Annotated in this window: 13 protein-coding genes; 6 read left to right on the forward strand and 7 right to left on the reverse strand. The window is 38.3% G+C overall.

Annotation, left to right across the window (positions count from 1 at the left end; all coding sequences use genetic code 11):
• Positions 1-34: 34 nt before the first annotated feature.
• Together KZC02_RS29035 and KZC02_RS29040 are read right to left on the reverse strand one after the other, a co-directional pair.
• Positions 35-1,183 (reverse strand): glycosyltransferase family 4 protein, encoded by a 1,149-nt coding sequence (locus KZC02_RS29035; RefSeq protein WP_221391863.1) that lies wholly within the window; start codon positions 1,181-1,183, stop codon positions 35-37.
• Complete coding sequence (locus tag KZC02_RS29040) at positions 1,183-2,217, reverse strand: hypothetical protein (RefSeq protein ID WP_221391864.1); 1,035 nt, start codon at positions 2,215-2,217, stop codon at positions 1,183-1,185. Before KZC02_RS29040 ends, KZC02_RS29035 begins: the two co-directional genes overlap by 1 nt.
• Before the next feature lie 362 nt (positions 2,218-2,579).
• On the opposite strand from KZC02_RS29040, the gene KZC02_RS29045 reads away from it, so the two are divergent.
• Complete coding sequence (locus KZC02_RS29045) at positions 2,580-3,449, forward strand: alpha/beta fold hydrolase (RefSeq protein WP_221391865.1); 870 nt, start codon at positions 2,580-2,582, stop codon at positions 3,447-3,449.
• Between the two features lie 98 nt (positions 3,450-3,547).
• On the opposite strand, the gene KZC02_RS29050 is transcribed toward KZC02_RS29045, so the two are convergent.
• From KZC02_RS29050 to KZC02_RS29060, 3 genes are read right to left on the reverse strand one after another with little or no spacing between them, the layout of a single operon-like run.
• Positions 3,548-3,913: a VOC family protein gene (locus KZC02_RS29050; RefSeq protein ID WP_221391866.1), complete on the reverse strand. Its 366-nt coding sequence runs from the start codon at positions 3,911-3,913 to the stop codon at positions 3,548-3,550.
• Between the two features lie 30 nt (positions 3,914-3,943).
• The gene (locus tag KZC02_RS29055; RefSeq protein WP_229253881.1) at positions 3,944-4,528 is read right to left on the reverse strand and encodes a cupin domain-containing protein; all 585 of its coding nucleotides are present in this window, start codon (positions 4,526-4,528) and stop codon (positions 3,944-3,946) included.
• Positions 4,529-4,555: 27 nt separating this feature from the next.
• Positions 4,556-5,902, reverse strand: coding sequence for an amidohydrolase family protein (locus tag KZC02_RS29060; protein ID WP_221391867.1), 1,347 nt, complete (start codon positions 5,900-5,902; stop codon positions 4,556-4,558).
• Between the two features lie 169 nt (positions 5,903-6,071).
• On the opposite strand from KZC02_RS29060, the gene KZC02_RS29065 reads away from it, so the two are divergent.
• The 3 genes from KZC02_RS29065 to KZC02_RS29075 all read left to right on the forward strand — a co-directional run bounded on the left by KZC02_RS29065 (position 6,072) and on the right by KZC02_RS29075 (position 8,028).
• Complete coding sequence (locus KZC02_RS29065; RefSeq protein ID WP_221391868.1) at positions 6,072-6,359, forward strand: hypothetical protein; 288 nt, start codon at positions 6,072-6,074, stop codon at positions 6,357-6,359.
• Between the two features lie 81 nt (positions 6,360-6,440).
• The gene (locus KZC02_RS29070; protein WP_221391869.1) at positions 6,441-7,478 is read left to right on the forward strand and encodes an SDR family oxidoreductase; all 1,038 of its coding nucleotides are present in this window, start codon (positions 6,441-6,443) and stop codon (positions 7,476-7,478) included.
• Between the two features lie 67 nt (positions 7,479-7,545).
• The gene (locus KZC02_RS29075; protein WP_221391870.1) at positions 7,546-8,028 is read left to right on the forward strand and encodes a PA2169 family four-helix-bundle protein; all 483 of its coding nucleotides are present in this window, start codon (positions 7,546-7,548) and stop codon (positions 8,026-8,028) included.
• 202 nt (positions 8,029-8,230) lie between these two features.
• Here KZC02_RS29075 and KZC02_RS29080 read toward each other — a convergent pair whose 3' ends face one another.
• Together KZC02_RS29080 and KZC02_RS29085 are read right to left on the reverse strand one after the other, a co-directional pair.
• The gene (locus tag KZC02_RS29080; RefSeq protein WP_221391871.1) at positions 8,231-10,255 is read right to left on the reverse strand and encodes a T9SS type A sorting domain-containing protein; all 2,025 of its coding nucleotides are present in this window, start codon (positions 10,253-10,255) and stop codon (positions 8,231-8,233) included.
• Between the two features lie 461 nt (positions 10,256-10,716).
• Positions 10,717-11,894 (reverse strand): IS3 family transposase gene (locus KZC02_RS29085; protein ID WP_221389931.1). Its coding sequence is split into 2 segments (ribosomal slippage): positions 10,717-11,624 and positions 11,624-11,894, totalling 1,179 coding nucleotides; the frame shifts between segments, so codons are not numbered across the junction.
• Between the two features lie 281 nt (positions 11,895-12,175).
• Here KZC02_RS29085 and KZC02_RS29090 point away from each other — a divergent pair.
• Together KZC02_RS29090 and KZC02_RS29095 are read left to right on the forward strand one after the other, a co-directional pair.
• Positions 12,176-12,637, forward strand: a complete 462-nt coding sequence (locus KZC02_RS29090) for a hypothetical protein (RefSeq protein ID WP_221391872.1) — start codon at positions 12,176-12,178, stop codon at positions 12,635-12,637.
• Positions 12,638-12,745: 108 nt separating this feature from the next.
• Positions 12,746-13,270, forward strand: coding sequence for a DinB family protein (locus KZC02_RS29095; RefSeq protein ID WP_221391873.1), 525 nt, complete (start codon positions 12,746-12,748; stop codon positions 13,268-13,270).
• Positions 13,271-13,404: the final 134 nt, after the last annotated feature.

Genomic DNA, 13,404 nt, shown 5'->3' on the forward strand with positions numbered 1-13,404 from the left:
GATAGCAATACTAAATATATTGTGTAATCAGATTTCATAGGCTACTATAAGAATTAACCATTTCAGCAGCAACTTTTTTTGAAGAAAACCGTTTAATTAATCTTTTTGATTCTAGGCCCATCGAAAGAATTTTATGAGGATTTTCAATAAAAAACCGAAGGGAATTTTCTAATTCAGGTTGTACTTTCGGATCAAAGGTAAAACCGTTTGTACCATTTTCTAAAAGGTCTTCTGCACAGCCGCAGTTTTTTGAAACAATAACAGGCATTTCACAAACCATTGCTTCATTCACAACCAACCCCCACGGTTCAGATAAGCTTGGAAGTACAAGTACATCGCTTTTTGCCAGCCAGTCCGGGACTTTGTGCCATGGAAAACCGCCGGCAAATTTTATCTTATCAGCTAATGCACTTTCCCTTGCCAATATTTCCAGATTTAATCTTGATGGCCCGTCTCCAACAAACAGTAAACCCCATTGTTTTGCAATAGAAATGTCTTTTTGTGAAGCAACATAAGCTTTTATCAGCATTTCAAGATTTTTTTCGGGAGCGAGCCTGCCCACAAAAATAAAATTATGGTTGCCGGACGCTAATCCCGTTTCCGATTGCTTTTTTGCCAGATCATAATTTGCTCTGATCATATCTTCGTCAATAACGGCGGCATTATTTACGGCAATCTGAGCAGGTTTTACACCCAGACTAATCAGATAATCGGCGGAAGTTTTGCCAAAACAAAAAAATGCATTAGCCTGGTTTAAAATCCAGCTTTTAATTTTCTCTTTTATAAGAGAATGGTTATTGTCGGCAGATGAAGATTCAGAAGATAATACTATTTTAACACCTTTTGCCCGGGCATAAACCATTAGCAAAATCTGAGCCCGGTCAAAGTAGCCGGTAACGTTTAAAATAGTTGGTTTGAAATCGTCAAAAGCTTTAATGAGAGCGGTAAACCTTTCCTTAAACCCAACCTGATCCAGGCTGCGATTAAACAAAACCTGATATGGATACACATACTGAAAATTATCTTCATCCTGCATGCTGCCTCGGCTTGCTTCGTATAAGGCTATATGAACAACCAAAAATCTACTTTCAGGATGTTTCTCTTTCAGACAATTGTTGATCTCGCTAAATAGCTTCGATTTATAATGTGCCCATAATTGGTTGTGAATGACAAGAATGCGCATCAATGAATATTTTTAAGATAATCTGAAAAAAGAGGGTAGAGGTTATTGGCAAGAAATAACTGTCCTGAATTATTGTAGTGGATTACATCCATTTCGCGGTAATACTTTAAAATAATACCAAGATCAAACTCGTTGATCAGCCTGATATGATTCGCTTTCGCAAACCGGATAATTTCTTCTCCCTGATCATTAAAATGTCCCAGTTCTATTTCTGAAATTTCGGGATGCAAATAAATGAAGAATGGAATGGAATCTGCTCTGGCCATATTATAAAGCTGCTCATAACCTGGATTAAATCCAATTCCGGGTTTGCGGATTCCGGCATCGTTCAGTTCAATATGCTTGATAGAATCCTTTACAGCCGGCTCTGGTACAGTCTGTTTTATTTCATCTTTTTTTGCTTCTGTTTCTTTTTGCTGTTTTGTTTCGGCAACCGGCGTAAAAAAGAAAGAATTTAATTTATAAAAGATTAAATAGCGATATCTGTCCCATAGCTCCATTAATGCCAGTTTATATTGTTTATCAGGCATTCCCGGATCTATTCCCACCGGACTTTGATGTGACATAATATCATGTGCATCATGACTGCTAGTAACCAGACAAATCAGTTTTGCTTTGAATAATCCGTATTTTTTTAAAAATGCTGCGATATTATCCGGTCCCCAGGAGCCGGCCGAAATATTCAAAACCCGTATTTTTTTGCCATATTTTTTTACAAATCGTTTTTCAAGAATAGTTGTCGCAATACTGTCCTGATCCGTCAGATTTCCGCCATTAACTACTGAATCCCCAATTAACAAAATAACAAGACTGTCTGACGGAGAAACTTCCTTGCTTCGCATTGACAAACTATTGGTTTGGATTACATTACCAAAGCGCTTTGCATTTTGGTTTGGTGCATATATGTATTCAAAATCGGGATCAGAAATGTATAACGGAGCATTACAAAAGCCGTATTTGTATCTTAAAATGATTTCTGTCAGTCCGGCCAGAAATAGTAACAAAATTAGAAATCTGATAATGTATTTAAACATAAAGGGGTTTTATCGCTGCGATGAATGCAATTGCAAATTTAGAATTACTTTTCCCATTTACGACTTTTTGATCAGGTTCGGTCAAATTTTGCACTTTTCATGTTTATTTTGTTTTCATAAATCAGTCCTGCATTTCCAAATTCATTTGCAATTTTTTGTGATCTGCTTCAATTTTTCTACGATTTGTTTCAGTATTCCCAGCCCAATTTGTATCGTACAAAGTGTAATACAGCATTAAATGTATGCCTTACAACCCATAGTTGTTTGGTATAATATTTTGAACCTGGCTTACAATTACATCTTTCCATGCACAACGGCAGTGGAGATGACAAATAAGTTTTCTTACCAAATCAAAAACCAATATGAAGTTTATCAAATCAAATTCAACCACTAACGGCGAGCCAGTAAAATTATTTGTCCATGAAGTGGGACAAGGAAAACCAGTTGTATTTATAAGCGGATGGCCACTAAGTCACGAAATGTGGGAATATCAGTTTAATGAATTACCAAAAAATAATTTAAGATGTATTGCTTATGACCGTCGCGGTTTTGGTAAATCCGATAAACCCTGGGATGGATATGACTATGATTCCCTGGCGGCTGATTTAAAAGCTGTTTTAGATGCTCTGGATTTAAGAGAAGTTACACTCGTTGGGTTTTCAATGGGTGGTGGTGAAGTGGTTCGTTATCTGAGCACTTATGGAAGTGATCGAATAGCAAAAGCTGTGCTGATCAGTTCGGTAGTACCTTTTATGTTGAAAACAGATGATAATCCAACCGGTTTGCCTCAGGATTTATTTGATGGGTTTGTTGAAGAAGTGGAAGATGACAGGCCTAAATTTTTAACCTCTTTTGCAAAAATGTTTTATGGCAATTCACTATTGAACAATGCCGTATCAGACGAAATTCTTCATTGGCACGGACTACTTGCAATTCAGGCTTCTGGACACGCTACCATTGAATGTATCCGTAGTTTCAGCGAAACTGATTTTAGAAATGAGCTTTCGACAATAGACATTCCTGTGTTGATTATCCATGGCGATGCAGATAAAATTGTTCCCATAGAAGCCAGTAGTGATCTAACAGCAGAATTGATTAAAAATGCTGAATACGTGGTTTACGAAGGCGAACCGCATGGGCTGTTTTACACCAGTAAAGAAACGCTTAATGATGACTTACTGGAATTTATAAACCAGGAAGTTGCAACATCAAGTAACAGAACAACTTTTTAATAATGGTACTCATTTGTCATGCCAATATAAAATAGTGCACATTTTCAATCAAATAATAAATCACGGAAGACAGCAATGTTTTCCGTGATTTATTTTTGTCAGAGCATTTCCAAAAACTCAATTCTGTTCCCAAATGGATCGCGGAAAGAAAACCGGATCCTGTCAGGAATCAGGCTTTCATATTTAATAGTTATGCCATGAGATTCGAGGATTTCCTGAGCATTCCTGATATTAGTAATTTCGAAGGCAGGGTGTCTTTCGGAATAATGTTGTATACTTTCAGCGCGGATGTGAAGTTGTACATCCCCGATCTCGAACCACATCGCACCTTTTGGTAATACATAACCGAGATCCGTCAATTCCCGAAGGCCAAGGACTTCTCCATAAAATTTTCTTGCTTCATTTTCGGTGCCAACCGGGATACAAAGCATGACATGATCCAGTCTTTTAAATTCAATTTTCATTTTTTGGTTTTGCTCGAATATGGCTCCAATCTAACGCCATATTTTCAATAAACCGCCATTTGAGCCAAGATATGGGTCAAAATCCGGAATTAGAGCAGCCGCAATGTTTTGATCTGCCGCTGGTCTTTCACCGGATTCTCCTTTTAATATATCATAATTTTTACCATCTGGGTAGGCTCCGACAACGGCAAAATCTGCGGAAGATGACAGTTTTTTGTGACCAACACCTGCGGGAATAACGATAATGTCGCCGGCTTCAACCTTTACTTCTTTGCCCATTTCTCCACCCAGTTTTACAAGCGCACTTCCTTCGTAAATCCCTAATACTTCATGTGTAATACTGTGGTAATGATGGTAACTAAACACGCCGTTACGCCAGGAATTTGTCCAGTTGTTTTTGGCGAAATGCTTTTCCAGCCAATTTGCTGCATCATTTCCTCTTACAGCAAAAACATTCCTGAAAAGCAACAACGGATATTTACTGTTGGGTATCTTGCCGTCATCTTTAAAATAATGCTTTTCAGGATCAGACATTTCAATACTCATAGCTTTATTATTTAATAATATAGCAGACGATGCAAATCCCAGTGCCGTCAGAAAGTTCTTCCTTTTCATTATCGTGTTCCATTCCAACTATTTATTTTAATTTTCAGCAGCTGCCTTGCTTACTTCTTTTCCGTCTTTCCAAACAGACCGGATAGTTCTCGAATTCTTTATATTTTGTTCTGGATTATCATTCAGAATAACAAAATCAGCTTTTTTGCCAACCTGCACCGATCCCAGATTATCATTGATTTGCAATGCTTTGGCAGCATTTAAAGTAGCAATTGAAATAACCTGCATTGGAGTCAATCCCGCCTGAACCATTAATTCCATTTCAAGATGTTCTGAAAATCCCTGAGCACGGATTGGAAAAGCACCGGAATCTGTTCCTAACGCAACGGTTATTCCGGTGTCATAAATCTTTTTTAAGTTTGTCATCCCCATTTTTGAGGCCATTTTATTCTTTTCAAAATCAGGGGAAGTCTTGATTTTATCCTGATAATCTTTTGAGGTAATCATTTCATAAACACCCGGTTCAAGTGAAGTTTTGAAAAAATTATCATTGATCCATTCTGGTTTTTCTGCATAAGCGAATAGGTATTTGTCCAAAGCCAGAGTAGGAATGTAGATCACATTTTTCTGTTTCATTAAATGAAGCAATTCAGTATCAACTTCTTTATCACGAATGCTGTGTGCAATAATATCCAATCCCGCATTGACAAGTGCGCGAGCATCCTCTGCGTAAAATAAATGGGCAGCAACGCGAATTCCTCTTTTATGTGCCTCATTAATAATGGCTTTGTATATTTCCGGCTTCATTTTCCGGGCTTTTCCGCCATGATCGTCCACCCATATCTTCACCACGGTTGGTTTTAGCAGTGCAAGTTTCTCCATCATAGCTGGCACTTCTTCCGGTGTTTTAGGACGAAGCAGCAGATTCATCCAAGATGCTGGATTATCGTCGGGCGTATTAAACCCGTAACCGGCAGAAAACAAACGTGCGCCAGGTAGTAGGCCGGTTACTGTAGAATCCCTCAGGCCATTTTCAAAGATTATCTGGCGATCCGTTCCCATGACCAGAATAGAATTAATACCGTAATCCTGATAGCGTTTTAAATGTCTCAAAATATTCTGCCTGGTGTAATTTTTTTCATCCGAAGTATTTCCTTTTAAGGTTCCGACATGCGTATGAGCGGAAATGAGTGCAGGAATAACGGTTTTGCCGGAAAGATCAATTTGAGTTGCCGTGGGATTTGTAATTCCTTTTTGAATGCGGGAAATTCTGTCACCCTGAATAAGGATGTCTACATTTTTTTGGATAACAGATCCCGTTCCGTCAATCAGTGAAACATTTTTCAATAGCGTTGATCCGGATTGTTGAGCATAGGAAATAACGCTGATTCCGGATAAAACAAACGTTATAAAAAGATGAGAAAGTGGTTTCATAGCGTAAATTAATTTTAAGTTGTTTTACCATATTTATACCAAAGCGCTGAATTCTGACGAAAACTTCAATATTATCAATTAGGGAAAATAACTTGTAATAAATACCAGGAGAAAATAAGATAGGTATAATTATTTTACAACCCGATTGAAATTACTAAAAACCATTAATATGAAAACTTTAAAAAATAGTATTGCAATAACTAGTATGTTAACGCTTTTTATTTTCACATCATGCGGTAAAACAAATGACAGTGATAGCAAGAGCGGATCCGATTCCCAAACGACCGCGAATGACAGTTCCAAAGCGGAAAGCCGTAGTGCGATGGGTGTTAATGAAGATAATCAGGATAAGGTTGCCGGTTATCCATCCAACCAGTCCAATCTTAATTCAGACTCGACCAGTAAGCTGCACGATGTGGATACAACCCATACAAAAACAACGCAGCCTAAGAAATAGTATAACGCTGGCAACTAGTTTATGGAACTGGCTTTGTAGATCAAATATGCTTGATTTAAGAATTCAGTAACTTTTAATAATATGAAAGATTCAAAAAATAAAGCATCACTCATTTCTGTCAAAAATGCTTTAGTCACAGCAGTGGGATTGGGCGTGTACGCCTTTGCAAAAAGTGTGTATAAAGAAATGACCAGATATGACTGGCACAATAAAGTAGTATTAATTACAGGAGGTTCGCGCGGGCTAGGCCTTGCATTGGCGAGAGAACTGGCTGTAAAAGGTGCTAAACTGGTGATCTGTTCACGAACAAGCGAGCAACTTCAAAATGCAAAAGAGCAACTTGAAGGAATAGGAGCGGAGGTATTAGCAATGGAAACCGATTTAACAAACCAGGTCGATGTCAGGATTATGGTAGATACAGCTGTCAGGCATTTTGGAAAAATCGACGTATTGATCAATAATGCCGGTACAATTTCAGTTGGGCCTGAAAATGTCATGGAAGTTGAGGAATATGAAAGGGTAATGGATATTAATTTCTGGGCTGTTTTGTATACCATTAAAGCTGTTTTACCATATTTTGGCATTCGTGGAGGTGGGAAAATTGTAAATATCTGTTCTATTGGAGGTAAAATTTCAGTTCCACATTTACTGCCATACAGCGTCAGTAAATTCGCATTGGTTGGGCTCTCTGAGGGTTTATGCGTGGAATTAAAAAAGGACAATGTCCAGGTAACTACTGTGATTCCAAATTTAATGCAGACCGGAAGTCCAAGAAATGTAATTGTTAAAGGAGATCATGAAGCGGAATATGCATGGTTTAAAATTGCAGCTTCCTCACCTATACTTTCGCAAAAAGCTGAAATGGCAGCCAAACAAATAATAACAGCCGTTGAGAATGGCAAAAAAGAAGTGATTCTTACGCAAACGGCGAAAGTAGCAATTGCTGTCCAGGGTTTGATGCCTGAAGTAATTACATCTTTATCCCAGGTTGTCAACCGGTTTCTTCCAAAAAGCTCGGATACCGAAACTAAAAAAGGTTTTGAAAGCGAATCGGAATCATCCAATGGACGTGTTGCTGCAATAAGTGATGAGGCAGCAGTAAGATATAATGAAATATAGCTCATTATAATAAGATAAGTCTTTCTGACATAAGTGTTTATGATCGGATTTAAAACAAAACGATATTATGGAACGGAAATCAGAAGTAATAGAAACCTTGAATGATTTGATCCTGATCAATAATGACCGCATTGCAGGATACGAAAAATCCTATGAAGAAACTGATAACATCGAAACTGACCTGAAAGGATTATTTCAGAAATATATCAATGACAGCAGAGGATTCATTTCCCAACTGACTGACGAAGTAATAAAACTCGGCGGGCAACCTGCCGATGGAACTCTATTTTCTGGAAAACTTTACAGAGTTTGGATGAATATCAGGGCAACATTTTCCAGCGACAACAGAAAAGCAGTGCTGGAAAATTCAGAAGCGGGAGAAGATGCAGCACAGGAAGCATACGCCGAAGCTTTAAAAGCTGAAGAACTGCCAGCTGATCTGCAACAACTCATTTTGTCACAAAAAACTATTCTAAAAGAGGCGCACGATAACATAAAAAGCCAAAGGGACCAGCAACGCGATGTTTGGAATTATCCTTTGACGACTTGAAAATCATGAAGTTGCCTTAAATAGAAAAACACCTTATATGGTAATTTCTAATTTCTAAGAGACAGTTTTTTTATTGAATTTTCAAGATTTACTTCATTAGAGCTTATTCCGTTTTCTTGAAGAAACCGGTTGTTTTTGAAAAAAGTACGTACCCAAGGCGTTAAGCACCGGATACGGACCTTTTTTGATTTTATCTAAACCGTTAATTAACCTTTACAAACCTCAAATTCGTATCCTGGCCGGCATTGGAAACTTTAATAAAATAATGTCCTGAGGAAAGTTTGCCAACATTCATTCGATGGGTATTTATACCTTCCTTTATTTTAATCTGGTAATTTGTCAGCTGTATTCCTGCAATATTGTAAACCGCGATTTGGGATGCACCGGAATTTCTTGATGTGAATTGAACGTTGACATAGTCATCAGCAGGATTAGGTGCGGCAACGGCTTCAAGTATCTGGTCAAATCTGGCCGTTACTATTTTGCTTTTCGTGAATGTACCGTCCTTATCAATTTGTTTTAGCTGATAATAATTAGCGCCCGCAAAAGGTTGGGTATCCAGGAACTGGTAGTCACCTGTTCTTTGTTCGGTAAGTGCTAATTTTCCAATTACCTCAACATTTTTCAAATCATTATCCAAACGCAGGATTTCAAATCCCTCACCATCTTTTTCACTAACTACTTTCCAGGAAAGGGCAATACCATTTTTAACAGGTGCAGCATCGAAAGCCGCAATATAAATTGGCAATGCTCCGTCCACACTGAAATTCATAGCGCTAACAGTTGAAATACATGTTCCACCTTGAATTTGAAGGGTATATTCGCCTTTTGGCAAGGCTGCGTAAGTTATAGCCGGGCGGTTACTTTGAGGGGCAACACTATTTTGACGCATCATATTACTTCCCTGCATAACTTTCCAGTTGATACCGTATACTCCGTTTCCATCAAAAAGAAAGGAAAGTCCCACATCTGTTACCGAACTAATTCCCTGCAATGACGGGCCTCTGTCGCAATTGGCGGCGATAGTAAAGTTTTGTGAACTTACTCCGGAAGTACAGCTGCTTCCCTGAATTTCCAACGAATATGTTCCGTTGACTATATTATTGAATGTTAATGTGGCACTGTTTGCAGAAGTTGCTGTTGTACCAGTCGCCAATTCCGTTGATCCGCTTTTTATTTTCCATGCAATTGTAGCGATATTCGTTCCACTGAAATTTACTTTCAGGCTAGTAGATCCAATGTTGGCTACCGAAGTGATTGATGGTCCGCCTACACAAGCAGGAGCAGCGGGTTCTGTAATAGTAAATGATTGGGAGCTTACTGACGATGTACAATCACCACCTTCAATTTCCAACAAATAATTGCCTGCTGATAATGAACCGTAAACGATATTGACTGTTGTTGCATTGGATAGTTGCCCGCTTGTACCTGATCTTACTTCCGAATTATTCAGTTTAATTCTCCATTTGACATTGGGAATACTCGTACCCGAAAAAGTAAACCTTAGTCCGGTTTTCGAAATGTTTGTAACATTTGCCAATGTGGGGCCGGATGCACAGGCTGGTGCAGTAACAACCGGGGTTGCAGGTTTCGGTTCCTCACCCCAGAAACAGCTGGTAACTTCCAGGTAGTTTAAAGGGAAATTCATAATACTTCCATTTTCACCATTTATAGTAGGCTGAATGAGTCCCATCCCTAATTGGTTTGGATTTAATTCAGTTCCTTCGCGGTGAAAATTAATGCGCAGCCTTTCATTGATTATCCTGGCATATTGGAAAGTTTTAACTCTGTCGCCGCCAATATAAGTTCCTATCAGCGTATTATTGGCGATTGGTTTTCCATTACATGGAATTGCTCCGTTGCTGTTCTTTGGTTGCAAATAACCGTTATTAATAGTGCTCGGATCTCCGGAGTTCACACAGTTTCCGACCACCTGATCTCCTGCCGCAGGGAATCTGTTATTGGAAAGATGGTATAGGATCCCAGTGTTGTCAAATGCGTTAAGCGGGCTTCCATCCCATTTAATATATATCCTGTTTTCGTGAATATATGTCCATACCTTTTTGTCTTGAAATACTCCAAGTTCTTCACCATCTGTCCAGATTCTGTTACCACAACTTACCTGAGTGGCCAAGGCCGATCGGTCATTTCGCAGGCTATCGTCTGATTTTGCTGCCATTAAGCCAAACAAAGCGCTGACAAAAACTAGTTTGAGTAAAAATTTCATAGATAAAACTGAGTTTGTTAAGGATAATAAGAATATTTAAATTTTTGCTACTAAAAGTTGTAGAAAATACATGATTCTTAAATGTAGTAAAATTTAGCCTTTCCTCGATTTTTATTCTATGATTATTTTAATTTAGTGGAATAATATTTTTCGATTGCAATACTTTATTGGCTAACAAATCATGTTAAAATCACCAAAAAATTATTTACATTGTAACTAAATGCTTTATAAATGTAAAACTACAAAGTGTAAAGTTGTAGCTAAACGCCTGATGGATATTAACCAATTTGAAGATAAAAACATTAAAACAGATGATCTGCATTACATTATACGGAATGCTGGGTTTGATTGAAGTTAGGTCAATAAGAAAATGAGTAGAACTCAAATCACCATTTTATCTGGAAAAGATCTCAAATTTTTCACATTCTTTATGGAATTGCAACAATAAAGAGGACAAAATGTTAAGCCGCAATTTTCTGCATATTTAAAAGTTCTTCAAATTCTTTTGGTGACATGTACCCGAGGGCAGAATGAAGCCTCTTTCTATTATACCAGGTTTCAATATATTCAAATACAATTATTGCTGCCTGGTGTTTATTAATAAAAGTATTTTGGTAAACACATTCTGCTTTTAAGGTCTTAAAAAAACTTTCAGCAACCGCATTATCCCAACAATTTCCTTTTCTGCTCATGCTTCTTATTACCAGTGGGCTTTTGTCCAGCAAACTTTTAAATTCGTTGCAGGCGTATTGAATTCCCCTATCCGAATGGAAAATTAATTCACAGGTTACGCTTCTATTTTTCAGAGCCATTTTCCACGCAGGTATCACAGTATCAATAGCTTTCATTGTTGAACTAAGCGCCCATCCAATTACTCTCCTGTCAGCTAAATCCAGTACTATGGTGAGATATAGCCAACCTTGCGTCGTTTTAATGTATGTGATGTCAGACACCCACGCAGTAGCTATTTTTTCTACTTTAAATTGCCTGTTAAGCTTATTTGCTACAACCGGATATGTATGTTCAGAATCTGTTGTGACACGGAATTTTCTCTTGACAATACTTCTTATTTTTGCTTTCTTCATCAGTCTGGCGACCCTTGGACGGGACACTTTCACCCCCAGTTTGTACAATTCCTGAGTGACCCTGGGGCTTCCGTACGTTTGTTTACTATCCCCATGAATAACAATTATTTTATCGATAAGGGTCTGATTTTCAATAGCTGTATCCGATAGTTTATTGCTCAGCCAAGTATAAAACCTGCTTCTGCTTACCTTAAAAACCATGCACATTTTCTCAATGGGAAATATTTTCCGGTGATCCTTTATGAACCCGAATATTTGCCATCGCTCCTGGAGAAAATGCCTACAGCCTTTTTTAAGATATCTCGTTCAAGTTGTGTGTCGCGGAGTTCTTTCCTTAGCCGGGCCAATTCCTGTTCCGTTTCACTTAAAATCACCTTTCCGTTGCCAGGAAAACTACCGTTTTGTTTCGCAGAAAACTCTCTACGCCAGCGGTATAGCATAGCAGGTGGAACATCCAATTCTTTTGCCAGTGCAGCAAGGTCTGTGCGGCTATTGCTTAGTTCAACGCTCATCAGTTTGAACTCCTTGTCAAATACTCTTCTTTCTCCAGACATAAGTGTTAAGTTATAAAAGTTTCACTTAACTCAATGTCCACTTAAAGGTAGCAAGTCCATTATTTGAAATAAAGTTTCACAGCAGATACCTGAAACATAAGCTTGTAATAGAATTAGACCGCAAGGCTTTTATGTTCTGATTCGTATCATACTTTAATAATAGAAGCTTTATATCATTCCATTGTACAACATAATGGAATGGTTTTTATAGGTAAAAGTGTACAGGGTATAACTATCTTTACAATCTTTATTGATCACATACAATTAAAAACTATTTAGGAATGAAACATTTAAGATCGAATATTGCAGGCTTGCTATTAATTTCCGGAACGACATTTGCCCAAATCATTACGCAACCAGTACAACAACCCGCTTCCGGGCAGTCGCAGGTTGCACCAGCTGGCCAGGTAAATCAGGTTAGAACCGGACAAACCACACGAACTGTTACTCAGCAGCAAGTAAATACGACTCCTGCACAAACACAGGTTCCAGTAGCAACGGATGGGCAAACGACTGTTATCAGCTCTCAAAATGCTACACCTGTGGTTAATGGAGAAGTGCAGCCAGCAACAACGGTACAGGAAATCGAAAGCGTTCAGCAGCAAAGTTTGCCGGTCAATACGGGACAGGTGCCCAAAGTATATACAAATACGACAGATGCATTACCTTTCCGGGATCGTCAGCCAAAACCGACAGGAAGAATAAGTCCCGCCAACATGCCGGTCAGGAGACCAAACCGCTAATTTTCAAATTAGAGCTTACCAATATTATTCATACTTACTGACATAGGGTTGTCACTTGCACCTGTTTTATTTGTGGTGTTATTTTTTAACATCTAATTAAAACAGTTCATGGATAATACCAGTCTTCAGTCAAATCAGAAAGAATTTATATCCCCCTTCATTACTACGGAGGCATTTCTGAATCATTGGCAGGGACATCGCCGCTTGACCCGAAAAGTAATAGAAGCATTTCCCGAAAACGAGTTCTATAATTATTCATTAGGAGGGATGCGGCCTTTCGCAGAACAAGTAATGGAAATGATTGGTTTAGCGGCGCCGGGAATCCGTGGTATTCAAACGGGTAACTGGACAAGCATTGAAAAACCAATTTTAAATTCTCATACAAAGGCGCCGGAAACTAAACGGGAAATACTTAATCTCTGGGATTGGGTTACTGACCAAATCGACACAATTTGGCCGCAAATTCCTCAAAATCGTTTTGAAGAAACAGATGTGGCTTTTGGCCAGTACGAAGATTCTGTATATTCAATTTTATTGTATCTGATTGACAATGAGATTCATCATCGTGGACAAGGATATGTTTATTTGCGCTCATTGGGTATTGAGCCGCCTGCATTCTGGGATAGAATTTAGTTTTTACTAATTATTTAATACCAAGAAAATCTTCCAAAAGAAATATTACACTTGATCAACCTGATCAAAGATACCTACTGAAATTGTTGGCATAGATATGCTGACAATTTTGGATGGTCTCTTTTTTAATTTAT

Origin of the sequence: Dyadobacter sp. NIV53, assembly GCF_019711195.1 — a bacterium.
Taxonomy (GTDB): Bacteria; Bacteroidota; Bacteroidia; order Cytophagales; family Spirosomataceae; genus Dyadobacter.